This window comes from Tardiphaga sp. OK245 (assembly GCF_900108575.1).
GTDB lineage: Bacteria > Pseudomonadota > Alphaproteobacteria > Rhizobiales > Xanthobacteraceae > Tardiphaga > Tardiphaga robiniae.
Window position 1 is genome coordinate 46,291 of sequence record NZ_FNWZ01000003.1, and the last position, 25,723, is coordinate 72,013.

Consider the following 25,723-nt stretch of genomic DNA (forward strand, 5'->3'; position numbering starts at 1 on the left):
GGCAAAGGATTATGTTGCACTGCGCACGTTGGAAATGCGGATTCGCGAGATACTAATACCTGTTGCTAGTTGATCGCCATCTATGAACATCAGTCGTACGTACTTGTAAGTAATAGATACAACTTTAAACAGCGCCAGTTTCCAGCGGCCTGCTGTCCGGTTGAGTCTGCAATTAGCGGGGTAGCGGACATACTTACCGCGATTTGTGAGTCCACTCCCTAGATCAGCGCCATGCCTGACAGCACCATGCTTGCGCCAGCCAGAAGCATGATCCCGTCCATGACCAGGCGGAACGTCTCGACGCTCAGTTTCAGTACGTAGCGCTTGGCGATGAACGCGCCGGCCATCAGCGAGGCGCCGGCGATCAGGCCTTTCACGAGCACGTCGAGATCGAGCGCGCCAAACCGCTGGAAGGTGACAGACTTGCTGAGATACAGGCCGAGCGAACTCGCGGCTTCGGTGGCGAGGAAGGCGCCCTTGGCGAGGCCGTAGAACAGAAACAGCGGCACGCTGAGTGGGCCGCTGGAAACGACGATGCCGGTGAGATAGCCGATGATCGCGCCGCCAAGCGCGAGTTGCCACAGGCTGATGATGAAGGAGCGCCGCGCCAGCCAGTGGCGCAGCGGCACCATCGCAATGAAGAACAGTCCGATGGTGAGATCGACCACATGCGACGGCAGCACCAGCAGCGTGCGTGCGCCCAGGGCTGCAGCTGGAATGCCGGTGAGCGAATAGGCGGCGGTGGCGCGCCAGTCGACCTCGCGCCACCAGGCGAGGATGCGCGACAGGTTGGCCATCACCGCGGCGACGGCCATGATCGGCACGGCTTCCTTCGGCCCGAACTGCCAGACCAGCACCGGCATCAGTATGATCGATGAGCCGGTGCCGACGATCCCGGAAATGGTGCCAGCGATAAGGCCGACCGTGCAGACGAAGATGAAGTTCACGGCGCGACTCTCCAAGCGGGGGACGTTACAAGAGCGCTCCAGTCGTGTAGGTGCAACCGGTCCAATGGGAGAGGGCGATGCCAGTCACAAGAATTGTCACCGGAGATTGGGCGCGGGGCCGCGAGATCGAGGTCATCGAGGCCGTGCAATCGGCCATGCTGGCGGCGCTCAAAATTCCCGACTGGGACCGCGACGTGACGGTGGACACCTATAGCGACACGCAGCGCATCGTGCCGACCGGGCGCTCGCAGCGTTTCACGCGGGTCGAGATAACGATGTTCGCCGGCCGCTCCATCGAAACCAAGCGCAGCCTCTACAAGACGCTCGTGCAGAATCTTGCGGCGCTCGGCGTTCCGGAACTCGAGATCAAGATCGTGCTGAACGAGCAGCCTTTGGAGAACTGGGGCGTACGCGGCGGCTTGCCGGCCTCCGAGATCGAACTCAGTTTCAAGGTCGATATATATTCGGACAATCGGGCGGGAGCGTTCACGATCCGGAAACGACCGTATCGCCATAATCGGCGGACCGCAGATTTCGCATGACCGACGCCTCCACCGATATCTTCCATATGAGGCCATGCCACGCCCCTAAAGGACGCGGGCCAACCGGACTTTGGGCCCTTGCGGCGCTGGCGCTTGCGATCTCGCTCGCGCTTCCTTTCCTTCTCGTCGATGTGCCGCCTGTGCTGGACTATCCGAACCATCTCGCAAGGTATTTCGTGCTGGCGCACCCCGACGATTCCGTGTTGTCGCAGATGGTGATGACGCGCTGGCGCATTTTGCCAAACCTTGGCATGGACGTGCTCGGCGCCGGATTACTGAGGATCACTCCGGTGCATGTCGGCGGCCGGCTGTTGCTGGCGCTGAGCCTGTTTGCGCCAATCATCGGCGTGGTCGTCTATCACCGCGCCGCCTTCGGGCGTTTCTCGTATTGGCCTCTGGCGTCAGGGATTGTGGCCTATAACGGCATATTTCTGCTCGGCTTCATGAACTTCCTATTGTCGGTAGGAGTGGCGTTGATCGCTGCGGCGGCGTGGTTGGCGTTGCGGCGGCGCGGTGGCACATGGACGGTCGCGCTGGCCGGCGCGTTGTCTGCGGCATTGATCTTTTTCTGCCACCTCTATGGCGTCGTCTTCTTCGCGCTGCTGATTGGCAGCCGGGAACTGGCGGTCTTGCAGCAGCACCGGCGATGGAACTCACTGAGACTGCGGATGGTCGGCGGCGCGGTAGTGCTCGTCGCACTCACGCTGCTGCCGGCGTTGATCCTCTACATCATGTCGCCGCTGGCAGAAGGTGGCGCTGCAGCCGGCGATTGGAAGCTGATCAACAAGATCTGGGGCATATTTACGCCATTCATGACAAGCCATGTAGCGCTGACGCTTGCGAGTGGGCTGATGGTATTCGTATTCGTGATACTGAACTGGCGCCAGGCCGTGGTGGCACCGGGCGTAGTATTGGTGCTCGCCGCGCTCGGCATCGTCTATGTGGTGATGCCGTCATCAATCAAAGGTGGCACTTTTGCCGATGTGCGGCTGGCGCTGATAATGGGCCTAACGCTATTCGCAGGCGTGCAACCCCGATTCACGAAGCGCGCGGGTTTGTTAGCCAGCGTCAGTGTGGCACTGGTGATCGCGGTGCGCGTCGGCAGCGTCAGTGCCGACTGGGCTGCGCATAGCGACGATCTTGCCGATTTGCGCGCGGCTATTGCACCAGTGATGCCGGGTGATCGCGTGCTGGTGGCGCACCAGCAGCATGGCAGCAACACTCGCGTGGAGAAGGCGGAACGCGCGCTGCCGGGTTTCTACCGACTCGATGATCACATTTCGGCGCTGCTGCTGATCGAGCGCCGCGCTTTCTGGCCGCAGCTGTTTGCCGATCCCGCGCAGCAGCCGATCGATATCAAGTCGCCTTTTGATAGCATGGCGAATCCGCTGATGGCTCCGGCATTGTGGTCCTCGCTGCAGGCCGATCAGGCGCCTGTCATGGAGCGCTATCTGCAGAACTGGCGCGCCGATTTCGATCATGTGCTGCTCATCGATCCGCCGCGACCGGTGATGCCGCCCGCCGGGCTCGCACCAGCTGTCACGACAGACTACACTATTCTCTACAGGATTGATGCAGTAGATCGATATGATCGCAGCCCGGACGCGGTGAAGCGTCCTTGAGCGCTGCTTCGTAGACCGGGGACAAAGTACGGAGTTAGTCGCCCTTGTAGACCCGCAGGTAGCGTCGGCCGAGGCTGGTCAGCACCTCATAGGCGATGGTACCGTAGTGATGCGCGAGTTCGTCGACAGTGATGCCGTCGCCGATCAGCGTTGCCAGATGGCCGCGGCGGGCGGCGTTCTGGGGCACGTCGGTGATATCCACCGCGAGCAGATCCATGGAGATGCGGCCGGCGATTGGGCAGCGCTGGCCGGCGATGATGACCTCGGCACCGCGGGTGCCGTCGCTGCTGCCGGCCGCGCGGAAATAGCCATCGGCGTAGCCGGCCGCGATGATCGCAAGTCTGGTCGGACGCCGCGCCACCCAGGTGGCACCGTAGCCGACGCTGTCGCCGCGCTCGACGCTGCGGGTCTGCAGGATGCGCACCTTGAGATCGACCACGGGTGCCATCGGATTGTCGGCTTCCGGCGTCGGATTGACGCCGTAGAGCGCTGCGCCCGGACGCATCAGATCGAACTGATAGGCCGCGCCGAGATAGATGCCTGACGAATTCGCGAGGGATGCAGGCACGCCGGAGAACAGCGAGGACGCCTCGCGGAAACTGGAATATTGCCGGGCGTTCATCGGATTGTGTAGTTGTTCAGCACAAGCGAGGTGGCTCATCACCAGCGTGAAGCCGTGATCGCCCGAGCCGAGGCGCGGGATTAGGCCCTGGACGTCAACCAGGCCGAGGCCGAGCCGGTTCATGCCGGTGTCGATATGCACCGCCGCGCCGCCCTTCCAGCCGGTGCGGCGGCAGAACATGTCCCATTCGGCGAGTTCGTTGAGATCGCCGATCACGGGCTGCACATTGACGGCGGCCAGCGCATCGCCGGAATTTGGCGGGAAACCGTTCAGGAGATAGATCGCGGCTTCGGGCGCGACCGCGCGGGCGGCGCGAGCTTCGTCGAAGGTCGCGACAAAGAAGGTCTTGCAGCCCGCCTTCGCCAGCGCGCCCACCACGGGGGTGATGCCGCAGCCATAGGCGTCTGCTTTCACCGCCGCGCCGCATTCGGCGGGCACGCCATGCTTTTCGAGCTTGCGCCAATTGGCGACGATGGCGTCGAGATCGATGGTCAGGATGCCGCTGGCGTCTGCGGGCAACTCCATATCCGCGGGAGTTGTTGGTTTCGGGGCGGAGACGCTGTTCATCGAAATGTCCTGGCACAGGGATCGTGCGATGGGATCACACGATCGAATTCTGCGCCGCACAATATGCGCGCGTCAGAGACGGTACAACCGCATGCGCGTCACTCCTGCGGGGCGCGGAACTGGGCGCCACCGGCGAGATCGCTGAAGCGGGTGAACTGGCCTTCGAACTGCAGGTCGACGGTGCCTGTGGGGCCGTGACGCTGCTTGGCGATGATGACTTCGGCCTTGCCGTGCGCAAGATCCATCTCGAGCTGCCATTTCTCGTGTTCGGGAGTGCCGAGTCGCGGCTCCTTGGCCTGCAGATAGTATTCCTCGCGATACACGAAGACCACCACATCGGCGTCCTGCTCGATCGATCCGGATTCACGCAAGTCGGAGAGTTGCGGATGCTTGTCTTCACGATTTTCGACCTGACGCGAGAGCTGCGACAGCGCCACTACCGGGCAGTTCAATTCCTTCGCCAGTGCCTTGAGGCTGGTGGTGATCTCGGTGACTTCCTGCACGCGGTTGTCGGAGCGCTTGCCCGAGCCCTGCAGCAGCTGGATGTAGTCCACCATGATGACGTCGAGGCCCTTTTGCCGCTTCAGGCGGCGGGCGCGGGCGGTGAGCTGCGAGATCGACAGGCCGCCGGTTTCGTCGACATAAAGCGGCAGGTTCTGCAGCTTGATGGTGTAGTCGCGGATCTTGTCGAATTCGGCTTGGGTGATGCCGCCGCGGCGGATCGCGCTGGAGGAAATCTCGGTCTGCTCTGCGAGAATACGCGTGGCGAGCTGTTCGGCCGACATTTCGCACGAGAAGAAGCCGACGACGCCGCCATTGATGGTCTTCATGCTGCCGTCGGGCTGCACTTCGGACTGATAGGCGGCGGCGATGTTGTAGGCGATGTTGGTGGCCAGCGAGGTCTTGCCCATGCCGGGACGTCCGGCGAGCACGATCAAGTCGGAGCGCTGCAAGCCGCCCATGCGGGCGTCGAGGTCGCGCAACCCGCTGGAGATGCCCGACAGTTTGCCGTCGCGCTGATAGGCGTTGGCCGCCATGTCCAGCGCGGTGGTCATTGCCTGGGAGAAGCGCTGGAAGCCGCCGTCATAGCGGCCGGCTTCGGCCAGCTCATACAGCCGGCGCTCGGCGTCCTCGATCTGGGCGCGGGGGGCGAAATCCACCGGAGCGTCATAAGCGACGTTGACCATGTCCTCGCCGACATTGATCAGCTGGCGGCGGATTGCCAGTTCGTAGATCGTGCGGCCGTAATCCTGCGCATTGATGATGGTGGTGGCTTCGGCGGCGAGGCGGGCGAGATATTGGCCCACGGTCATGCCGCCGAGATCCGTGTCGGTCGGCAGGAAGGTCTTCAGCGTCACGGGTGTGGCGATCTTGCCGGCGCGCACGATGGCAGCGGCCGTTTCGAAGATCGTCTGGTGGATCGGCTCGAAGAAATGCTCGGCCTTGAGGAAGTCCGAGACCCGGTAGAAGGCGTCGTTATTGACCAGGATCGCGCCCAGCACGCCCTGTTCCGCCTCGATGTTGTGCGGCGCCGACCGATAGGCCGGGGTGCCCGCCTCGGGGGTGAGCTTGAGAACGTTCGAATCGAATGCGGCCATGGTCTCTATTGGGTCTTCCGAATTGGGCGGATGAACGGCGTGGTCACGCGGGCGTCGGCGACTAAGCGCCTGACGGTCTCCGAGTGGAAGGACGAAGCGGCCTTATGCACGATTCACACATCAAGGCGGGGGAATTCCGGCCGGTCGCGCGCATTGCGCTTGACGCTTTCGCCGCAGCAAGGGGAGGGGTCTGAATCATTGCTTAAGGAACCCGGAAAAATTGCGCCCCGCGCCTGAACCGGATGGCGATCTCTCGCACTTATAAGAGAGCCAGCCGCTGGCAGGCACGGCGGTGCCGGAACCCCACGGGGAGCCGGGCGTTGGCTTCAAAACGAATAAGAGGCGAAGGATAGATCCATGAGCCAGCGTCACCAGCATCCCGATGCCGGAACTCAGGCTGCCGGAACCGACGGTTCTGCGTGGTTGTCCACGCTGATCGACACGTTCGAGCGCACCGCGCAGCTTGAAAATGTCCCATGCGATACGAAAGCGCTCTCCGCCGCCAAAGCGCGCCTCCAGCGCCCCGCCATTTTGCGGCCACGGCCTGTCTTGCGCCGCCGGCAGGCGACGCTCCTATTCCAGCACTAAACCAGCCTATTCGCCGGCAATTTGCAGACGCGGTTGATGGGTCCGTTCCCTGGCTCGAAGCCGATCTTCCTCCCGCCCGATATAATCCCGCGTGAACGGCACCACGTCCTGACGTTTGGTGAGCTGGATCTGGAAGTTCATCACGTTCTGCATCCGAAACGACATTTCGGACGCCGCCAGATAGAACTCCCACATTCGCGCAAAGCGCTCGTCATAGAGCCGCACGGCTTCCTCGCGTCGTGCCATGAAGCGCTCGCGCCATGCCTTGAGCGTCTCGGCATAATGCAGCCGCAGGATTTCGATGTCCGAGACCAGTAACCCGGCCCGTTCGATGGCCGGGAGAACTTCCGACAAAGCGGGGATGTAGCCGCCGGGGAAAATGTACTTGGCGACCCATGGATTGGTGATACCGGGTCCTTCAGGGCGGCCGATGGAGTGCAGCACCATGACGCCGTCCTCTGTCAGGAGTTCAGCGCATCGCTTGAAGTAGGTGTCGTAATGGTCGACGCCGACATGTTCGAACATGCCGACGGAGACGATGCGGTGGAATGGACCGGGGATGTCGCGATAGTCCTCGAGCAGGAATTTTGCGCGGTCTTTGAGGTTTTTCTCGCCGGCCCGGGCATTGGCGACCTGCAGCTGTTCGGTGGACAGCGTAACGCCGGTGACATTGGCACCGGTCATCTCTGCCAGATAGAGCCCAAGCCCGCCCCAGCCGGAGCCGATGTCGAGTACGCGTTGGCCTTTTTCGATGAGCATCTTGGCCGCGAGGTGGCGCTTCTTGGCGAGCTGGGCGTCGTCCAGGGTCGCGTCCGGTCCTTCGAAATAGGCGCAGCTATATTGCTTGTCGGCATCCAGAAACAATGAGTAGAGCCGGCCGTCCAGATCGTAGTGATGGGCAACGTTGTTGCGGGAGCGCTTGCGGGGATTGAACTGCTGGGCGTGGCGCAGGACGTAGCGGAGCCACCATTGCAGCTTGGCCCAGCGGGGCGCCATGTCGGGCTGGTTCAGGGCGATGGCGAGCAGGTCGGCAATAGTGCCACGCTCCATAACGAGGAGCCCGTCCATGAATATCTCGCCGAGTGCCAGTTCGGGATCGAGAAGTAGTCGGCGTTGGGCGGCTTTGGTGACGAAGCGGGCAGAGACGGGAGGCCCGGAGCCATCGCCGAAGGTGAATTGTTGGCCGGAGGCCGTAGTGAAGGTTATTGCCCCTCGGCGAATGTACTGACTCAGGAAGAATCGCAACAGACGGTCCATCGAAATCACCCCAATGATCCGATCACGCGCAAACTGAAGCAACAGCGTAACTTCCCGCCGTGCACGAGATCAACTGTCTCCCTAGCTCTTGAGTAGAAGATAGTAGTGGTGCACCGCCTGTGCCAATGCGCACGCTGCAATGCCGCTATCCCGATTGTTCCGATCACATCGTTGCGATATGTCGATGCTTCCATTCACGTCACAATCGGATACAAGGTGATCCGCGTGATTAAGCTAGCCACATCAGGAGATTGAAATGTTGAGCCGAGCGCTCAGTTTAGCGACGGTGATGCTCCTGATTGGCTTCGCGGCAGTCCCGGCACAGGCCCAAAACCTCGAAGCCGGAAAGTCACCCTCCCAGATTTTCGCGGGCGGCTGTGCCGTCTGCCATAAAAGTCCGCGCGGGCTGCTGAAGACGGTGGCACCCGGTCAGTTGCCGGCCTTCCTGCGCCAGCACTACACCACAAGTACAGATATGGCGGCGTCCATGGCCGCCTATGTCGTGTCCAACGGGGCGGCCGACCGCCGTCCTGCCGGGGATAACCTGACGCGTCAGGGCCGTGAACTCACGACCGAGCAGAAGCCGGCCCCGGCCGATGCCAGGCCCGGTGCTGCGCCGCCGCCCGAGGCCCCGCCGCCGGGCCGCCGGCTACGTCCGCAGGAGGCCGCCAAGCGCGAGGCCGATGTTGCACCAGCTCAGGCCGAGCCCGGCACGCGCCAGGGCCGCAATGCCCGGCGACAGGCGCGCCCGGCGACAGACAATCCCGAAGCGAAGCCCGATGCCGCCAAGCCCGTAGACGCACAGTCGCCGGCTGCCGCCGAAGCAGAGCGTCCCGCGCAGAAGCAAAAGCTCGGCAAGAAGGGACGCCGTCATCAGGAAGAGCCGCCGAAGGCCGAACCTGTGAAGGACGAGCCCAAGGTCGAACCCAAGACTGAGCCGAAGGCTGAGCCACGGCCTGAGCCGGCCAAGACCGAGCCTGCGAAGCCCGCTGAAGAGAGCAAGCCTGAGGCGAAACCCGAAGCCAAGCCTGAGACTCCGGCACTTCGTCCAGATCCCGTTCCGTCGGTCACGCCGGCACCGAAGGCGCCTGAAGGGGAAAGCCGTCCGGCGCCAGCCGAGCCGGCGCCTCCTGCGCCGGCCGCCCCTGCGTCTCCGCCCGCAGCAACGCCGGCCCCGGCACCTGTGGCTCCAACGCCTCCGCCGGCCGCAGCTCCGCCGCCAGCGGTCGTGCCTCCCGCAACTCCGCCCGCGCCGACTCCTGTGGCCCCGGCTCCAGCCGCGCCTCCGCCGGCACCGGCCGCGCCGCCACCACCGCCTCCCGCGTCGGCTGCACCACCGGCGCCTCCGGCCTCGTCAGGCTCGCCGGTGCCGCCGATCTCGCAGTAGTAGATCAGCCGTCGTTTGAGTGACGATACAAAAAAGCCCGGCCAATCTGGCCGGGCTTTTCTCGTTTGAGCAGAAGCTCTGAGGCGCGTGGCTTAGCCGTTGTCTTCTTCGGCGTTGCCCTGTGCGTCCGGATCGAAGAACTCGCCAGCGGCGGCGAGTGCTTCGGCGGCTGCGTCTTGATCTTCCTGACGGCTCGAGATGTCTTCGCCGCGGTTGATGCGCTCGGCTTCGTCGGCCGAACGGGCAACGGTGACGCTGACGCTGACTTCGACTTCCGGATGCACGGCGATCGAGATCTTGTGCTGGCCGATGGTCTTGATCGGCGCGTCGAGCAGCACCTGGCTGCGGGCGAAGGTGACGCCGTCAGCCTCGAAGGTGGCGATGATGTCGCGCACCGACACCGAACCGAACAGCTGACCGGTTTCCGACGCCTGACGGATGATGACGACGTTGCGGCCGTCGATCTTCTCGGCAACCGTGGTGGCTTCCGCCTTGGCCTTGATGTTGTTGGCTTCGAGGTCAGCCTTCATGCCGTCGTACTTGGCGCGGTTGTCGGCGGTGGCGCGCAGCGCCTTGCCACGCTTCAGCAGAAAGTTGCGGCCGTAGCCGTCCTTGACGCGGACGACTTCGCCCATCTGGCCGAGCTTGGCGACGCGTTCGAGCAAAATAACTTCCATGATCGTTCTCCTTTAAGTGTTGAGAGGTGTTGAGTTGAGTTGGTCAGGCCACCGTCGAAGAAGGTGGCTTGCGTGCGAGAAAACGTTGGCGAAATCCGAAGAAGGCATCGGCGAGGCCGAGGCCAACCATGGTGAGGATGGGCCAGCCGAGGACGAGCACCATGGTGTAGGTCAGACCGAGCACCATCACGCGGCTTTTCATGCCCATGGTCAGCGTATGCAGCGCGGCGAAGCCGGTGAGGGCATAGGCCATCATCAGCGCCGAGGTGACGATCTGCGAAAAGATGCCGACGATGCCGCCCATGAAGGACAGCGCGATGGCCAGACACAGCGCGACCATCGTCATCGGCGGCAGTGCTGCGGATTTCAGCTCAGGCCACGGCCGATTCAGCCGGCCCGATGTCACGATGATGCGGCCGGCGAGCCAGAGATTGAGCGTCAGCGTCATGATCGCGACGATGGCGGCGGCAGCCGGCGCGATCGTCACCAGGGCATTGATGACCTGTTCGGAGTCGCCAGCGCCGCCGCGCGATCCCAGGATGCGGGTCAGAGCGCGGCGCAGCGCCGAGACGATAGTGTCGCCATCGGTGCCGAGCGTCAGCAGCGCGCCCATGGTCGTGAATGCGGCGAAACCCGCTGTCCACAGCAGCATGCGGCCCACCGGATACCATTCGACCACGGGGGATGTCGCGGCCGCGCCATTCACGCCCGGCACTTCTGCAGTCACTGGACGGCCGAGCAATGCGAGATGGCCAAGCCACCAGGCGGGCAGTGCCACGGTGAAGACGAAGGCGGCAAGATAGGGCATGCCGAACAGCAGGCCGAGCGAGGTGCCGGCTGCGATGCCGCCGATGGCAGCAGTCACCGGACCCCAGCCGAGAGCGGCCACCATCAAGGGCAGCGGCGCTAGATAGAACAGCAAAAGGGAAATCAACGCGCCCGAAATGATCGAGGCGAACATCAGCGCTGAGGCAGCGCCGGCGGCAAACGCGATGAGAAGACTTGCGATCATCAGCTGTCCCGCCCCCTTGAGCGGTTAGAGGCACTTGCCCCAACCATCGGCGACCGGACGACCCGGAAGCCTTATGAGAAATAGAAGCGACCGGCGGCACGAGGCCGCCGGTCGAAAACCGCCTTAGCGGATAACGTAGGGCAGCAGACCGAGGAAACGCGAGCGCTTGATGGCGCGGGCGAGTTCACGCTGCTTCTTGGCAGAGACGGCCGTGATGCGGCTCGGCACGATCTTGCCGCGCTCGGAAACGTAACGCATCAGCAGCTTGGAATCCTTGTAGTCGATCTTCGGCGCGTTCGGACCCGTGAACGGGCAGGTCTTGCGACGGCGGAAAAACGGACGACGTGCACCAGCTTCAGCCATTATTCTTACTCCTCAACCGATGCTGCTTCGTCGTCGCGCGGACGACGCGGACCACGATCACCACGGAAGCCACCGCCTTCACGGTCGCCACGGAAACCGCCGCCTTCGCGGTCGCCACGGAAGCCACCGCCGCGGTCGTCGCGTTCACGATCGCGATCAGCCTTGCGCATCATGGCGCTCGGGCCTTCCTCGTGCTCTTCGACACGGACGGTCAGATAACGAATGACGTCTTCGCTGATCCGCTCCTGGCGCTCAATCTCGGTGACCGCCGCGGACGGGGCATCGAGGTTCATCAGCACGAAGTGCGCCTTGCGATTCTTGTTCATGCGATAGGTCAGGGAGCGCACGCCCCAGTTTTCCATCTTCACGACCTTGCCGCCGAGACCTTCGACGATGCCGGTCATCTGGGTGGTGAGGTCTTCGACCTGCTGTGCGCTCGCATCCTGACGTGCGAGAAATACATGCTCATAAAGAGGCATGGCTGTCCTTTCCAAGGTTAGCGCGTTTCCCGACGGCAAGCCCTTCGAACCCTTATGGAAAGGACTCGATATTGCTCAGAAGGCGGGAGCACGGGACGACGGACCAACTGGCCCTATCGCAACAAACCTGTGTGTGATTTTGCTGTGACCGTCCGTTCAGCTCCCGGCCGGGATCTGCGGATCGGGGCCTTATACGGATTTTCCCAGTAATGGCAAGCGAAACGGGGGCCAAATGAGCGGATTCCGGGAGCGGGCGGGAACCCGGATCGTGGTGCATCCTGGGCGCTGCGGCTTGACATTCCCCGTCGTGCCAGTGTCTTACGGCGCACGTTTGAACGAGTTTAAGCTAAAAAACATGACGGGGCGTCAATGACCGCAGCATTTACCTTTCCGGGGCAGGGTTCCCAGGCGGTCGGCATGGGCAAGGCGCTCGCGGATGCATTTCCCGCCGCTAAGGCCGTATTCGACGAGGTCGATTCGGCCCTCAGCGAGAAGCTCACGGGAATCATCTGGGATGGCCCGGCCGAAACGCTGCAATTGACCGAAAACGCCCAGCCCGCGCTGATGGCGGTGTCGCTGGCGACCATGCGGGTGCTTGAGGCCGAGGCCGGCGTCTCGCTGGCCAGGGACGCTGCTTTTGTGGCCGGCCACTCGCTCGGCGAATATTCGGCGCTGGCAGCGGCCGGAAGCCTCTCGGTCACGGATGCGGCCCGCCTGCTGCGGACCCGCGGTCTGGCCATGCAGAAAGCCGTGCCGGTGGGCGTCGGCGCCATGGCGGCGTTGCTCGGCCTCGATTACGAGACCGCCGTGGCCGTGGCTGAAGAAGCTGCACAAGGGGAAGTGTGTCACGCCGCCAACGACAATGGTGGCGGGCAGGTGGTGGTGTCCGGCAACAAGGCTGCGGTCGAACGCGCACTGGAGATAGCCAAGACCAAGGGCGCCAAGCGCGCGATGTTGCTGCCGGTGTCGGCGCCGTTCCATTGCAGCCTGATGCAGCCCGCCGCCGACGTGATGGCGGAGGCGCTGGCCAAGGTCACGATCAACAAGCCGGTGGTGCCGCTGGTATCCAACGTACTGGCCGCGCCGATCTCGGATCCCGATGAAATCCGCCGCCGCCTGGTCGAGCAGGTCACCGGCACCGTGCGCTGGCGTGAATGCGTATCCTATATGGCAGACCAGGGCGTGACGCGCTTCCTTGAGGTCGGCTCCGGCAAGGTGCTGAGCGGGCTCGTCAAACGCATTGCTGAAGGCGCCGTCGGCGTCGCTGTCGGTGGACCCAATGACATTGCCGCCGCCAAGGATGCGCTCGCAGCAGCGCGTTCGGCGTAAGCGGCCAGAGGAGAAGACAAGATGTTCGATTTGACAGGCAAGACGGCGCTCGTGACCGGCGCGACTGGTGGCATCGGCGAAGCCATCGCCACAGCTCTGCATGCTCAGGGCGCGACGGTGGCGCTGTCCGGAACGCGCAAGGCGGTTCTCGAAACGCTGGCTGCGAAGCTCGGCGATCGCACGCATGTGCTGCCGTGCAATCTTTCCAACGCCGCTGAGGTCGAAGAGTTGGTGCCGTCAGCCGAGAAAGCCATGGGCCAGCTCGACATCCTCGTCAGCAATGCCGGGATCACCCGCGATAATCTGTTCGTCCAGTTGAAGGACGAAGACTGGGATGACGTAATCAACGTCAATCTGACCGCGACCTTCCGCCTCGCACGCGCCGCAACCAAGCTGATGATGCGCAAGCGCTTCGGCCGCATCATCGCCATCACTTCGGTGGTCGGCGTCACTGGAAATCCCGGGCAGGGGAATTACACCGCAGCGAAAGCCGGCCTGATCGGCATGATGAAAACGCTGGGGGCGGAATACGCCAAGCGCAACGTGACGGCCAATTGCATTGCACCTGGTTTCATCGCAACGCCGATGACCGATGTGCTCAATGACAAGCAGCGCGAAACGATTCTGACCAAGGTGCCGGCAGGGCGTCTTGGCTCGCCGGAAGATATTGCGGCAGCAGCGGTCTATCTGAGCTCAAATGAGGCGGCTTACGTCACCGGACAGACGATTCATGTCAATGGCGGCATGGCGATGATCTAGGCGTCGGGGGAACCCAACGTCGTGATTTAATTGAGGTTTGGACAGTCGCCGGGCTATGTGGCCAAGCCAAATGAAGTATGGTAACCGAACCTCCAACGGTGGGGCAAAGAAGGCCATTGCAGGAATTTGAAACCCTGTATATTGGCGGGGACGAGCCTGCCGTTTTCGCGAGGCTCCGTCCGGGACGACGGGGTCAATCCAGAGACGCGCAACTGCGCAAGGTTTAACGAGTTAAACGCTCCACGATGGCTCGTATCGTCTGCGGACGGGCCCAATGTAACAAGCACGAGGTTGATATGAGCGAGATTGGCGAGCGAGTGAAGAAGATCGTGGTTGAACACCTTGGTGTTGAACCCGAGAAGGTGGTCGATGCCGCGAGCTTCATCGATGATCTCGGCGCTGACAGCCTCGATACGGTCGAGCTCGTGATGGCGTTCGAAGAAGAGTTCGGCTGCGAAATTCCGGACGATGCCGCCGAGACGATTCTGACCGTCGGCGACGCAACCAAGTTTCTCGAGAAGAACGCAAAGAGCTGACACCTTCGCGCGACACATTTTGAAGCCGGCCGGATCGCGTTTGTGCGATCCACCGGCTTCTTGCTGTGACGCGTAGGCATTGCTCAAAGGCATTGGCTCAAGGATGGGCCATGGAGGTACGACAATGAGGCGGGTGGTCGTCACAGGCCTTGGCATGGTGTCGCCACTTGGCTGCGGCGTCGAGCCGACCTGGAAGCGCATCCTCAACGGTGAGAGCGGCGCAAAGCGGATCGATACATTCGATGTATCCGATCTCACCAGCCAGATCGCCTGTGTGATTCCACGCGGCGACGGCACGGGCGGTACCTTCAATCCCGACCAGTGGATGGAGCCGAAAGACCAGCGCAAGGTCGACGACTTCATCATCTATGCGATGTGCGCCGCCAAGCAGGCGCTCGACGATGCCAACTGGCACCCCGACAATGAAGACGATCGCTGCGCCACCGGCGTGATGATCGGCTCCGGCATCGGCGGTCTGTCCGGCATTGCCGATACCGCATTGCTTCTGAAAGAGCGCGGCCCGCGCAAAGTGTCGCCGTTCTTCATTCCCGGCCGCCTGATCAATCTCGCTTCGGGCTATGTCTCGATCGAGCACGGCCTCAAGGGCCCCAATCACTCCGTCGTCACCGCATGTTCGACCGGCGCGCATGCGATCGGCGATGCCAGCCGTCTGATCGCGCTCGGCGATGCCGATGTCATGGTCGCCGGCGGTACCGAGTCGCCAATCAGCCGTTTGGCGATGGCCGGCTTCGCGGCAGCACGCGCGCTGTCGACCAATTTCAACGAAGCGCCGGAGAAAGCGTCGCGGCCCTACGATAGGGATCGCGATGGTTTCGTCATGGGCGAGGGTGCCGGCGTCGTGGTGCTCGAAGAGTACGAGCACGCCAAAGCGCGCGGCGCACGCATCTATGCCGAGATCATCGGCTACGGTATGTCGGGCGATGCCTATCACATCACCTCACCGACGCCCGATGGCGATGGTGCGTTCCGCAGCATGAACGCTGCGATGAAGCGCGCCGGCATTGCCGCGGCCGACATCGACTACATCAATGCGCACGGCACCTCGACGCCACTCGGCGACGAGATCGAGCTCGGCGCGGTTCAGCGCCTGCTTGGCAATGCCGCGTCGAAAGTGTCGATGTCGTCGACGAAGTCGTCGATCGGCCACCTGCTCGGTGCGGCCGGTGCGGTCGAGGCCATCTTCTGTGTGCTTGCGATTCGGGATAACATCGCGCCGCCGACGATCAATCTCGACAATCCGTCGGTGGAAACTGCGATCGATCTCGTCGCATTGACCCCGCGCAAGCGCGAGATCAACATTGCCTTGTCGAATTCATTCGGTTTCGGCGGTACTAATGCGTCCGTGATCCTACAGCGCGTGGCTGGTTAGAGAACCTCCACCGTTTCGCCGTATTCCGCGCTAATTCCTACACTGGGCGTATGTTATTGACGGGGATCGTGTTTGTCCCCGTCACGATTGAACCGACAGGATCAGGTACTATCGATGAGTGAGAGGCCGCCCATTTCGCCGAGGAGTCCGCGTGCCGCGCTGGAGCCGGAGCAGGTTCCGCCGCCGCCGAAGCGTTCTGATCATGCGCGTAATCCGCTCGTGGTTGCCGGTAATGCCATCATCACCATCATTATCGTCGCCATGCTCGGTGCAGGCGGCGCGTATGTCTATGGTCGCCAGGCGCTGGAAGCGCCGGGACCGCTGCAGGAAGAAAAGGTCGTCAATATCCCCGCGCGTGCGGGCAAAGGCGACATCGCCGAAGCGTTGCTGCGCGAAGGCGTGATCTCAGCCAATCGCTGGGTTTTCATCGGCGCCGTGTTTGCGCTGAAGGCCAGCTCGGAACTGAAGCCCGGCGAATATCTGTTCCAGAAGAACGCCAATCTGCGCGATGTCATCGGCACCATCGTCGAAGGCAAGGTCGTGCAACACTCCATCACGATTCCCGAGGGCTTGACCTCCGAGCAGATCGTCGCGCGGTTGACCGATAGCGACATCTTCACCGGCTCGATCCGTGAAATGCCACGCGAAGGCACGTTGTTGCCCGAGACCTACAAATTTCCCCGTGGCACGCCGCGCGACCAGGTGATCCAGCGCATGCAGCAATTGCAGAAGCGCGTGCTGGCCGAAGTCTGGGAACGCCGTAACGCCGACATTCCGGCGAAGACGCCGGAACAACTGGTGACGCTCGCCTCGATCGTCGAGAAGGAAACCGGCCGCGCCGATGAGCGCAGCCGGGTGGCCGCCGTGTTCGCCAATCGCCTGCGCCAGAAGATGAAGCTGCAGTCGGATCCGACGATCATCTATGGCATCGTCGGCGGCAAGGGCACATTGGGCCGTCCGATCAAGCGCAGCGAGATCCAGCAGCCGTCGCCCTACAATACCTATGTGGTGGAAGGCCTGCCGCCGGGCCCGATCGCCAATCCGGGCCGTGCGTCGCTTGAGGCGACTGCCAATCCGGCACGCACCCGCGACCTGTTCTTCGTTGCCGACGGCACCGGTGGTCACGCCTTCACCGAAACCTACGACGCGCACCAGAAGAACGTCAGCAAGCTGCGCGCGCTCGAGAAGGCCGTCCAGAACGACGCTGTCGAGCCGCCGGAAGAGGCTACTGCTGCGCCTACCGGAGCGGCGACGGATCCTGCCGCCGCGACGGGTACAAGTCCGGTCAGGCCCGCCGCACCGGCCAAACAGCGTGCCCGTACGGCTCCTGCGCCAGCCGCGCCGGCCCGTCAGGGCGCTGCGCAGTCGACGGGTACACCGCCGGTTGTCCAGCAATAGGCCGTACCACCAAGCCTGCGCTGGCTTCTGCTTCGAATTCCCCTTGGCCTGAAAAGGCCCTAACCTGAGCCGGTTCGCGCCTTGCGAATCTTACTCGTATTCTTTGGAGACGTTCCGCGATGGCGTTGTCGAGCATGACCGGCTTTGCGCGAAGCCACGGCACCAGCGGGCCTTACAGCTTCGAGTGGGAGCTGAAATCCGTCAACGCCAAGGGCTTCGACCTGCGCTTCCGGATGCCCCCGGGTTTCGACGAAGTCGAGGCGGTCGCCCGCAAGCGCGCCACTGAAGTGCTGTCACGCGGCACGGTTTACGCGAACCTCACCGTTAAGCGCAGCAATGCGGCTTCGACCGTGCGGATCAACGAAGAGGTGCTGAATTCGGTGCTGCGTATTGCCGCCGAATTGGCCAGCAAGATCGACGCCGTCGCGCCGAGCGTCGATGGCCTGATGAATATCAAGGGCGTCATCGAAGTGGTCGAGCCCGAGGCTGACGAGGCCGAGGACAAGGCGGCGAAGGCTGCCGTGACCGCAGCATTCGAAGAGGCTCTCACCGCGCTGGTCGCCATGCGCAAGCGTGAGGGCATGACGCTTGGTGACATCCTGTCCCAGCGTCTGAATGAAATCGAGGCGCTGTCGCAGAAGGCCGAGGCCGCGCCCGGCCGCAAGCCGGAAGCCATTCGTGCACGGCTTGCCGAACAGATCGCGACGTTGCTCGAGGCGTCGGATCGTTTCGATAGTGATCGGCTGAATCAGGAAGCGTTGATGATGGCGACCAAGGCCGACATCCGCGAAGAACTCGACCGCATCGCGTCGCACATTTCGCAGTCGCGCGAAATGATCAAGAAGGGCGGTCCGGTGGGGCGGCGGCTGGATTTCCTGTCGCAGGAGTTCAATCGCGAGGTCAACACCTGCTGCTCGAAATCCAACGATCTGGAATTGACCAGCACCGGCCTCGAGATGAAGAACGTGGTCGAGCAATTCCGTGAACAGGTACAAAATCTGGAGTGACCATGTCCGGGGGCAGCCGAAATTCTCAAGAAGCTGGCTTTGACGGAGTCGAACGGCGCGGGCTGATGTTCGTGCTGTCATCGCCATCCGGTGCCGGCAAGACGACGCTGACGCGGCTGCTGATCGACCGGATGCCGGGGCTGCAACTGTCGGTCTCGGCCACGACGCGCCCGATGCGGCCTGGCGAGGTTGACGGCAAGGACTACATCTTCGTCGACAAGCCGCGCTTCGAGAAGATGGCCAAGGGCAATGAACTGCTCGAATGGGCCACGGTGTTCGATAACCGCTACGGCACGCCGCGTGCGCCAGTGGAAGCCGCGCTCTCAGCCGGCAATGACGTGCTGTTCGATATCGACTGGCAGGGTACGCAGCAATTGCGCGAGAAGGCGCGGGCTGACGTCGTCAGCGTCTTCATCCTGCCGCCCTCGGCGGCCGATCTCGAAAAGCGACTTCATACCCGCGCGCAGGATTCGGACGAAGTGATCCGCGGGCGCATGAGCCGTGCCAGCCACGAGATGAGCCACTGGGCTGAATACGACTATATTGTCATCAACCACAATGTGGAGGAGGCCTATAGCGAGGTGCAGTCGATTCTCAAGGCCGAGCGCCTGAAGCGCGAACGCCGCACCGGGCTGACATCTTTCGTGCGCGGATTGCAGCAAGAACTCGAAGGCTAATACCATGCAGGCATTGATTTGGAATGAGCGCACGCAGCAGCTCAGCGATGGCGCACGGGTGTTTGATCCGCTGGCGCTCACGTGGCGTGATGATGCCGTGGAGCAGGGTGGAGAAGCTGTGACGGCTTCCGAGGCGTTGCTGCGGCTCGCAGCAACGCGCAAGCTGCGCCGTGTGCCCATCGGCATCATCGGGCCGCGAGACGCGACACAAGCGCAATACGATCTCGCCGAACAGATGGGCGTGGCATTGGCGCGCCATGGCCTGCAACTGTTGTGCGGCGGCAAGCACGGCGTGATGGAAGCTGCGTGCAAGGGCCACGCGCAGGAAGGCGGCATGCCTGTTGGTCTGCTGCCCGACGAGGAATGGCACGCATCCAATCCCTATGTGGCTATTCCTATCGCGACGGGCATAGGCCCCGCACGGAATGCCATTATCGCGCGCGCATGTCTCGTGCTGGTCGCGATTGGCGGAGGTGTCGGGACACTCTCGGAGATGGCGCTCGGACTACAATTCAATCGCCTGGTGTTGGCGATGGCCGATGCGCCTGAGGTGAATACAGTCGAGCGCGTCGCTGATGTCGACGGCGTCATCGCTCGCATCGCAGCACGCCTTCTCGCAAATGCATAACTTTGCCGCTCTGTCATAAAACTGATATGCCGCCGTTATACTGAGGCGCAGACTTCAGCATCACATTTGACAGGGGACATGGCTCGTGCCGTTCGTCGCGATCGCCTATCTGATTTTTCTCGCGGCGCCAGTCCTGTTGTTGTTCGTCGGCTCTTTTGGAGAAGTCTGGAGCGGGACGCTTCTGCCGTCAGGCTTCACCTGGCGCTGGTATCAGGAAGTCGCCGGCGATCCCAGCTTTCGCCGCGCTTTCATTACCAGCCTGAAGATCGTCGCGACCACCTGCATTCTCAACATCCTGATTGGACTTCCGCTCGCTTACGCCATTCATGCCGGCGCGCGGGGTGGTGTGCGGCTCGCGGCGCGGATCGTCACGCTGATGCCGATTGCCGTGCCCGAACTGGTTCTCGCTTTCGGCTTCATCCTCGTCTTCTCGTCGGATGCATTGCCGTGGCTTGGCAGTTTTTGGCTACTGGCGGCGGGGCACCTCGTATTGACGCTGCCCTATACGGTGACGGCTCTTGTTGCCGATATGGATCAGCTCGGGCTCGCCGAATATGAGCACGCAGCCGCAACGCTCGGCGCATCGTTTCCGGCACGTATGTGGGACGTCACACTGCCGCAGCTGCATACGAGTCTGCTGTCCTGCATGCTGACAGTGGCAGCGCTGTCGATCGGCGAATTTCAATTGTCCAACCTGGTCTCGGGCTTTCTGTCGCGGACCTATCCTGTGGTGCTGTTGCAGGCGTTCTATGGCGCGACGGGCTTTGCCTGCGCGGCCACCGTCGTATTGCTTGGGCTTGCGATGATCGCATCGCTGACCAGCGGGCTGACGGCGCGGGTCACCGGCCGGCGTAAAGTGGGGGCAGGCGCGTGACGCTGCGATACGATCAAGTGAGCTACAGCTATCCGGGCACGAGCACTGGTGTGTTCGACATTGCCCTGGAGATCGGCCGCGGCGAATTGCTGGCGATCATCGGCGCGTCGGGGTCGGGCAAGTCGACGATTTTGAAATTGCTGGCGGGCTTCCTCAAGCCTGACTCCGGGCGCATCCTGATCGATGGCAAGGACGTCGGCGCGTCACTGCCCGAGGCGCGTCGTCTGGGTGTCGTGTTTCAGAACTATGCGTTGTTCCCGCATATGCGGCTTTGGGAAAACATCGCCTATCCGCTGAAGGTGCGCGGTATCGCCAAACAGGATCGGCGCGCGCGTGCCATCGAGATGCTGGGACGTGTCGGCATGGGTAAGCGGGCAGAGGACTATCCAGCGGAATTGTCGGGCGGCCAGCAGCAGCGCGTTGCGCTGGCCCGTGCGCTGGTGTTCGAGCCGCAGGGACTGCTGCTCGACGAGCCGCTGTCGGCGCTCGATGCGGGGTTGCGACTGGAAATGCGCGACGAAATTCTGCGCGTGCAGCGTCAGGCCGGCATTGCGACGCTGCTTGTGACGCATGATCAGGAAGAGGCGCTGTCGATTGCCGACAAGGTCGTGATGATGCGCGATGGTCGCATCGTGCAGATCGGCACGCCGCGCGAATTATACGAGACACCGGCCGATGCCAGTGTCGCGGCATTTGTCGGTCAATCCAATCTGTGGTCCGGCAGCGTCTCCGGCGATGGCATGGTGACGACGCCGATTGGCGCGCTGGCCTGCGATACGCAGGGCAAAAGCCTCGGTGCGAAGGTCACTGTGTTCGTGCGTCCTGAACGGGTCGAGCCGATCACAGGACCCGTCGATGCGAGCAATCCATGTTGCTTCGCCGGCTCCATGTCCGCCGACCGTTACCTCGGCCCTGTCAGGCGCATCGATATGGCCGTCGCCGGCGGCGCCATCCGTCTCGAAACCCATCTGCGCGGGCCAATCACCGGCGTGACTATCCCGCACGATGCCATCCGCCTTCTTCCCCCGACCTCATAGAGGAGATCGACATGAACCGACGCAAGTTTCTGAGCGGCGTTGCCGCAGCTTCCCTCGCCATTGCCATCAGCCCGGCCGCTTGGGCCTTCGAAGGCGCCGAGCTCTATGCCGGCGAAAAGGCGCTGTACGAAGCCGCCCGCAAGGAAGGCCTCGTCGTGTCGTTCGATACCGGACCGACCTGGGCCAACTGGGCCAACCAGTTCAAGGCCTTCCAGAAACGCTATCCCGGCGTCGAGATGGTCTATAACGATCTCGGTTCGGCCGCGACCGTCGTCGCCCTCGACAAGGCGCGCAATCGCCCGCAGGCCGATACGGCCTATTACTTTGCAGCGTCCGCTCTGGACGCAGCAAGGGCTGGCGTCGTCGATGGCTTCAAGCCGGTGAATTTCGACAAGCTCGCCGATCCGCTGCGCGAGGCCGAAGGCCGCTGGTTCACCATCCACACGCTGAGCGTGGCGTTTCTCGTCAACACCAAGCTGGTCAAGACCGTGCCGCAGAGCTGGGCCGATCTCCTGAAGCCGGAATACAAGAACGCCATTGTGTATCAGGACCCGCGCTCGACGGGGCAGGGCCAGGTGGTGGCCTTCGCCGCAGCCTTCGGCAATGGCGGCAGCATGGACAATGTGGCGCCGGGTATCGATTATCTCGGCAAGCTCACCAAGGCCGGCAACGTCCTGCGCACAGTTGGCACCACGCCTTACGCGCAGTTCCTGAAGGGCGAGATCCCGATCTGGATCGGCTACGAGAACGACGGCCTGAAAGCCAAGTTCACCGACGGTCTCGGCGATGGCGTGTCCGTCGTCATTCCGAAGGAAGCGTCGGCAGCCGCGCCATACGCAATCTCGCTGGTGAAGAACGGCCCGAACCCGAATGCCGGCAAGCTCTGGCTCAACTTCATCATGAGCGATGAAGGCCAGAAGATCTTCGCCGAGGGTTATGTGCGTCCGGCTGTGCCCGGTGTCAGCCTGCCGCCGAGCGTTGCCGACAAGATGCCGGCCGCGCCGCAGGTGCAGGCGATGGATATCGCCAAGGCCACCGCGAAGAAGGCCGAGATCGATGCCGGTTGGGCCAAGGCCGTTCTCGGCCAGTAAGCCGAACTCACCAAAGCGATCTCCGCGATAGCGCGGGGATCGCGTTTTCGTCATTACGGAATAAAGATCACGATGAGCGCGCGCGTTCCGACATCCATGCTCGCTGCCTTTGCCGTTCCCGGCAGCGTGGTGCTGGGACTGTTCTTTCTCATCCCGGTTTGTGCGGTGCTTGTTGGCGCCTTTGCGGATGGCGGGAGCGCCTTCGGCCGTCTGGCAAACGATCCGGTGTTCTGGAACGGTCTGCGCGGCACGATGGTGCTGGGCACGGTCGCGCCGTTGTTCTCGCTCGTCGTCGGCTTCTGCGTGGCGCTCGCGCTGGCGCGTTTTGCGCCGGGCCTGCGCACCGCAGCGCTGATTGCCATCTCGCTGCCGCTGACATTTTCCGGGCTGATCGTCGCCTATGGTTTTATCCTTCTGCTCGGCCGTGCCGGCTTCGTGACGCTGTTGCTCGCCAAACTGGGCTTCGATCCTGCTGTCATCGGTGGCTTCATCTTTTCACCGGTGGGACTGGGTCTGGCTTATTCCTATTACTTGGTGCCGCGCGTCGTGTTGATCGTACTGCCCGCGATCAGCAATTTCGATCGCAACCAGATGCTCGCCTCGCGCTCGCTCGGTGCGGGGAGTTTCCGAACGCTCATTGAAGTGATGCTGCCGCAGATACTGCCGAGCCTGATCGCGGCCTATTGCCTGACGGCCGCAGTTGCCGTCGGCGCTTATGGTACGGCGCTGGCGCTGGCCGGTACGCAAGTGAACATTCTGCCGCTGGTGCTCTACAGCAAGATCTCGGAGACGGGCACCGATCTGCCGGCCGCATCCGCAGCATCGATCGTGCTGGTGGCGATCTGCGCCGTCGTCGTGGCGATCGGCGAAGCGATGCGTCCGCAGCGCAAGTCGTAGTCGCTACGGCCGATCATTGCTTGCTGGCCGTCCAGCGACCGGTGCAGCCATTCGACATTTGCATCGAGCCGCCGCCACCGCGGCCGGACAGGCGGCCGGTCATGACCGCACTCACACTGCCGCTGCTGCCGACTCCCTGCAATACGCCGCTCGGACTGATGCTACCACCCCCGCCGACACTCCCGCCGGAGATCGTTAATGTGCTACTGGCGGTTTTGCCCGCGCACACCGCCGACTGACCGGTGAAAGTGATCTGCCACATGCCGTCGAATCTGGCGGCGCTGCCGCCCTCACCAGCGCCGCGGCGGGCCGGAGCGGCACGCTGCTCGGATCGCTCGCGGCGGGCTGGTTTGGCGGCAGGCGGCTCGGAGGACGAGCCGGACAGCGACTTACTGTCATTGCCGAGACTGCCGCCGGTTGCGCCCTGACTCCATGCGTCGCTGCCGCCGAGTGCGATGATGAGCAGACAGGGGAGGATGACGGATTTCATGATGATCTGCGGGATTGTCATGGGCGGTTACTGCTTGCTTGCGACCCAGCGGCCCGAGCATCCATCGGATCGCTGGAAAACTCCCGAACCGGTACGGCCGGAGAGGCGACCCTGGCTGGTGACGCGGATGCCGCTGTAGTTTCCGCTTCCGCGCACTGTCCCGTTGGCGCTGACCGGGGCGCTGCCGTCTTTGCCGATCATCCTTCCGTTGGCCACGACGAAGCTTTCCGTGAATGTGTCGGAACAGCCGGAGGTGCCTACGCTCGATATCGACCAGGCGCCGTCGAAATTTCCGCCGCCTCCGGCGCCCTCGCCACGGTTGCGCGGCGCGGTCTGACGGCGCGGCGCGCGGCGTTCGGAGCTTTCGCGTTGGGCAGGCGCCGCTGATCGGGATTCGGGGGAGGAGCCCGACAGCGTCTTGCTGTCATTGCCAAGGCTGCCGCCGGTTGCGCCCTGTGCCAGAGCTGCGTCTCCCGAAAACATCAGAATGGCCAAACCAATCAGAAGTCCAGATCGAAAAATCATGTTCAATAACTTTCAAAAAAAGATCGAACTTACAATTTCGCGTCAGGGCCCACCGTGGCATTGGCGCAAATTGCGCCGACGATCGGACATGATTTCCCCGTCTTTGTGCACTGATCGATGGCCGCATCGCGCGCTTGCGCAAGCGTCGGCCGTGCGACCAGCGACCAGTTGCCGCCGAGAGCTGCGAAGGCGCCGCAATTCGCTCCGTAAAACGACAGTTCGAGCGGGCAGGGAGCCGTGCCGCATTGGGCGCGTGCCTTGGTCACGGCTGACTTGCGGGACGGTTGATCCCACGACATGCCCCATTTCTTGTTCTTGATGTCGTAGACGATCGAGCCCCATTGTTTCTGATCGCTCGCGCTGCGCAAACGCTGCAGCAGGCCCTCGGTCGCCTCTCCCGTTGGTGGCATACCGCCCTTGACCTGGAAATCGCGGATCGCAACCGCGATTCCATTCTTGCTGTTCAGTGGCTCGGGATCGAAATTCAGCTCATAAAGCCGGTCGCTGATTTCCGTAAGCTTTATTGGATCGGTGATCGGCAATTTGTCGAAGTCGATCCGCGGCGCATCGGGCAGGCGTGCTTCCTGCACGGCCTTCTGCGGCACGACGAGCGGCACGGTGGCGGTTGGTGCCACGAAGTAAAACGTGCCGTCGATCGGCGACGACGATACCCATGGCTGTTGCGAGCCGCCGGTGGCGCGCTTCACCGCAAGGCCGACCTGATTGAAGGTTTGGAAAATATCGAGCCCGGCCTGACGCACGGTAGTCGCCAATGCCTTGGTATAGGGGCTGTTACCATCGCTGCCGTCCTGCGCCACGCTGCCGGGCTGGGTCGCATAGGAGATCAGGGTGCCTTCCGGTGCGCGCATCTGGGCGAGGCCGCCTTCCGATGCGCGCAGGCCCCGCGACCCGAATGGATTGTTCCGGCATGCGTCCAGGATAACCATGTTGAGCCGCGTGCCAGAGCCCTGCATCTGGCGCAGCACCAGATTGATATCGACCATCTGGAAGTCGACATCCGCCTCGCGGGTGGGATTGGCATTCACCGGCACGAGGTAATTGGAGCCGCTGACCTGCACGCCGTGGCCCGCGTAATAGAACAGGGCGACGTCAGCGCCCTGAACCTGCCGGCCGAAATTCTGCACGGCGAGATCAAGTGCGCTTTTGTCCAGGTCCAATTGCGCAGTGCCGCCGATCAACGTGAAGCCGAGACCGCTCAGCGTCTCCGCCATCAGCTTCGCGTCGTTCTTCGGGTTATCGAGGCGGGTGATGTTCTGGTAGCCGGAGTTGCCGACCACAAGCGCAATGCGCTTCTCGGCCAATGCAGCGCTGACTGAGAGCTGCAAAATCAGGGCCATCAGCGCGGCAATTCGCGCAAGCGACCTGACCGGTTGGACGAAATGGTCCATGAATCCCATCCTGCA

The 25,723-nt window shown here is 62.8% G+C and carries 27 protein-coding genes; 16 read left to right on the forward strand and 11 right to left on the reverse strand.

All coding sequences use genetic code 11. The features are described 5' to 3' along the window. Window positions 1–218: 218 nt before the first annotated feature. Complete coding sequence (locus BLW80_RS12830) at window positions 219–947, reverse strand: sulfite exporter TauE/SafE family protein (protein ID WP_093758283.1); 729 nt, start codon at window positions 945–947, stop codon at window positions 219–221. 77 nt (window positions 948–1,024) lie between these two features. On the opposite strand from BLW80_RS12830, the gene BLW80_RS12835 reads away from it, so the two are divergent. Continuing rightward, entirely contained in the window at window positions 1,025–1,489 is a 465-nt protein-coding gene (locus BLW80_RS12835) for a tautomerase family protein (protein WP_093758284.1), read from the forward strand. Then, window positions 1,486–3,111, forward strand: coding sequence for a hypothetical protein (locus BLW80_RS12840; protein ID WP_244528205.1), 1,626 nt, complete (start codon window positions 1,486–1,488; stop codon window positions 3,109–3,111). The genes BLW80_RS12835 and BLW80_RS12840 overlap by 4 nt, the downstream gene beginning before the upstream one ends. Window positions 3,112–3,145: 34 nt before the next feature. Here the strand turns inward: BLW80_RS12840 and alr are convergent, their stop codons facing one another. Both alr and BLW80_RS12850 read right to left on the reverse strand, forming a co-directional pair. Next, the gene (alr, locus tag BLW80_RS12845) at window positions 3,146–4,258 is read right to left on the reverse strand and encodes an alanine racemase (RefSeq protein ID WP_244528306.1); all 1,113 of its coding nucleotides are present in this window, start codon (window positions 4,256–4,258) and stop codon (window positions 3,146–3,148) included. A 140-nt stretch (window positions 4,259–4,398) separates the two neighbouring features. Further along, complete coding sequence (locus tag BLW80_RS12850; protein WP_068731048.1) at window positions 4,399–5,898, reverse strand: replicative DNA helicase; 1,500 nt, start codon at window positions 5,896–5,898, stop codon at window positions 4,399–4,401. A gap of 357 nt (window positions 5,899–6,255) precedes the next feature. Here BLW80_RS12850 and BLW80_RS12855 point away from each other — a divergent pair, with 357 nt between their 5' ends. Continuing rightward, window positions 6,256–6,486 (forward strand): hypothetical protein, encoded by a 231-nt coding sequence (locus BLW80_RS12855; protein ID WP_093758286.1) that lies wholly within the window; start codon window positions 6,256–6,258, stop codon window positions 6,484–6,486. Between the two features lie 6 nt (window positions 6,487–6,492). Here BLW80_RS12855 and BLW80_RS12860 read toward each other — a convergent pair whose 3' ends face one another. Beyond that, window positions 6,493–7,743 (reverse strand): cyclopropane fatty acid synthase, encoded by a 1,251-nt coding sequence (locus BLW80_RS12860; protein ID WP_093758287.1) that lies wholly within the window; start codon window positions 7,741–7,743, stop codon window positions 6,493–6,495. A 256-nt stretch (window positions 7,744–7,999) separates the two neighbouring features. Here BLW80_RS12860 and BLW80_RS12865 point away from each other — a divergent pair, with 256 nt between their 5' ends. Next, the gene (locus BLW80_RS12865) at window positions 8,000–9,130 is read left to right on the forward strand and encodes a hypothetical protein (RefSeq protein WP_093758288.1); all 1,131 of its coding nucleotides are present in this window, start codon (window positions 8,000–8,002) and stop codon (window positions 9,128–9,130) included. A gap of 92 nt (window positions 9,131–9,222) precedes the next feature. On the opposite strand, the gene rplI is transcribed toward BLW80_RS12865, so the two are convergent. The 4 genes from rplI to rpsF all read right to left on the reverse strand — a co-directional run bounded on the left by rplI (window position 9,223) and on the right by rpsF (window position 11,661). Beyond that, entirely contained in the window at window positions 9,223–9,807 is a 585-nt protein-coding gene (gene rplI, locus BLW80_RS12870; protein WP_089263933.1) for a 50S ribosomal protein L9, read from the reverse strand. A 43-nt stretch (window positions 9,808–9,850) separates the two neighbouring features. After that, on the reverse strand, window positions 9,851–10,819 hold the full coding sequence (locus BLW80_RS12875) for a hypothetical protein (protein WP_093758289.1): 969 nt from the start codon (window positions 10,817–10,819) through the stop codon (window positions 9,851–9,853). A gap of 123 nt (window positions 10,820–10,942) precedes the next feature. Continuing rightward, window positions 10,943–11,182 (reverse strand): 30S ribosomal protein S18, encoded by a 240-nt coding sequence (gene rpsR, locus BLW80_RS12880; protein WP_002711478.1) that lies wholly within the window; start codon window positions 11,180–11,182, stop codon window positions 10,943–10,945. 5 nt (window positions 11,183–11,187) lie between these two features. Beyond that, window positions 11,188–11,661 carry a 30S ribosomal protein S6 gene (gene rpsF / locus BLW80_RS12885; protein ID WP_068731054.1) on the reverse strand — a complete coding sequence of 158 codons (474 nt, stop codon included), beginning with the start codon at window positions 11,659–11,661 and terminating at the stop codon, window positions 11,188–11,190. Window positions 11,662–12,030: 369 nt separating this feature from the next. On the opposite strand from rpsF, the gene fabD reads away from it, so the two are divergent. From fabD to BLW80_RS12945, 12 genes are all read left to right on the forward strand, one after another. Continuing rightward, window positions 12,031–12,990: an ACP S-malonyltransferase gene (gene fabD, locus BLW80_RS12890; RefSeq protein ID WP_093758290.1), complete on the forward strand. Its 960-nt coding sequence runs from the start codon at window positions 12,031–12,033 to the stop codon at window positions 12,988–12,990. A 21-nt stretch (window positions 12,991–13,011) separates the two neighbouring features. Then, entirely contained in the window at window positions 13,012–13,749 is a 738-nt protein-coding gene (gene fabG, locus BLW80_RS12895) for a 3-oxoacyl-[acyl-carrier-protein] reductase (protein ID WP_089263936.1), read from the forward strand. Between the two features lie 296 nt (window positions 13,750–14,045). Then, window positions 14,046–14,285 (forward strand): acyl carrier protein, encoded by a 240-nt coding sequence (locus BLW80_RS12900; RefSeq protein ID WP_006020277.1) that lies wholly within the window; start codon window positions 14,046–14,048, stop codon window positions 14,283–14,285. A 124-nt stretch (window positions 14,286–14,409) separates the two neighbouring features. Continuing rightward, entirely contained in the window at window positions 14,410–15,675 is a 1,266-nt protein-coding gene (fabF, locus tag BLW80_RS12905; protein ID WP_093758291.1) for a beta-ketoacyl-ACP synthase II, read from the forward strand. 114 nt (window positions 15,676–15,789) lie between these two features. After that, window positions 15,790–17,073: an endolytic transglycosylase MltG gene (gene mltG, locus BLW80_RS12910; protein ID WP_089263938.1), complete on the forward strand. Its 1,284-nt coding sequence runs from the start codon at window positions 15,790–15,792 to the stop codon at window positions 17,071–17,073. Between the two features lie 119 nt (window positions 17,074–17,192). Then, window positions 17,193–18,080 (forward strand): YicC/YloC family endoribonuclease, encoded by an 888-nt coding sequence (locus BLW80_RS12915; RefSeq protein ID WP_093758292.1) that lies wholly within the window; start codon window positions 17,193–17,195, stop codon window positions 18,078–18,080. A gap of 2 nt (window positions 18,081–18,082) precedes the next feature. Then, window positions 18,083–18,757 carry a guanylate kinase gene (gene gmk, locus BLW80_RS12920; RefSeq protein WP_093758293.1) on the forward strand — a complete coding sequence of 225 codons (675 nt, stop codon included), beginning with the start codon at window positions 18,083–18,085 and terminating at the stop codon, window positions 18,755–18,757. A 4-nt stretch (window positions 18,758–18,761) separates the two neighbouring features. Further along, window positions 18,762–19,385, forward strand: a complete 624-nt coding sequence (locus tag BLW80_RS12925; protein WP_093758294.1) for a TIGR00725 family protein — start codon at window positions 18,762–18,764, stop codon at window positions 19,383–19,385. 85 nt (window positions 19,386–19,470) lie between these two features. Beyond that, window positions 19,471–20,259, forward strand: a complete 789-nt coding sequence (locus BLW80_RS12930) for an ABC transporter permease (protein ID WP_089263942.1) — start codon at window positions 19,471–19,473, stop codon at window positions 20,257–20,259. Continuing rightward, complete coding sequence (locus BLW80_RS12935; RefSeq protein WP_093758295.1) at window positions 20,256–21,296, forward strand: ABC transporter ATP-binding protein; 1,041 nt, start codon at window positions 20,256–20,258, stop codon at window positions 21,294–21,296. The genes BLW80_RS12930 and BLW80_RS12935 overlap by 4 nt, the downstream gene beginning before the upstream one ends. Before the next feature lie 11 nt (window positions 21,297–21,307). Continuing rightward, window positions 21,308–22,387, forward strand: coding sequence for an extracellular solute-binding protein (locus tag BLW80_RS12940; protein WP_093758296.1), 1,080 nt, complete (start codon window positions 21,308–21,310; stop codon window positions 22,385–22,387). Between the two features lie 72 nt (window positions 22,388–22,459). Further along, a complete protein-coding gene (locus tag BLW80_RS12945) occupies window positions 22,460–23,284 on the forward strand; it encodes an ABC transporter permease (RefSeq protein ID WP_244528207.1) in 825 nt (274 codons plus the stop codon). A 13-nt stretch (window positions 23,285–23,297) separates the two neighbouring features. Here BLW80_RS12945 and BLW80_RS12950 read toward each other — a convergent pair whose 3' ends face one another. The 3 genes from BLW80_RS12950 to BLW80_RS12960 form a co-directional block, all read right to left on the reverse strand. Continuing rightward, window positions 23,298–23,795, reverse strand: coding sequence for a hypothetical protein (locus BLW80_RS12950; protein ID WP_139285820.1), 498 nt, complete (start codon window positions 23,793–23,795; stop codon window positions 23,298–23,300). A 6-nt stretch (window positions 23,796–23,801) separates the two neighbouring features. Further along, window positions 23,802–24,257, reverse strand: a complete 456-nt coding sequence (locus BLW80_RS12955; RefSeq protein WP_244528209.1) for a hypothetical protein — start codon at window positions 24,255–24,257, stop codon at window positions 23,802–23,804. 71 nt (window positions 24,258–24,328) lie between these two features. Beyond that, the gene (locus BLW80_RS12960; RefSeq protein ID WP_093759054.1) at window positions 24,329–25,708 is read right to left on the reverse strand and encodes a caspase family protein; all 1,380 of its coding nucleotides are present in this window, start codon (window positions 25,706–25,708) and stop codon (window positions 24,329–24,331) included. Window positions 25,709–25,723 lie beyond the last annotated feature (15 nt).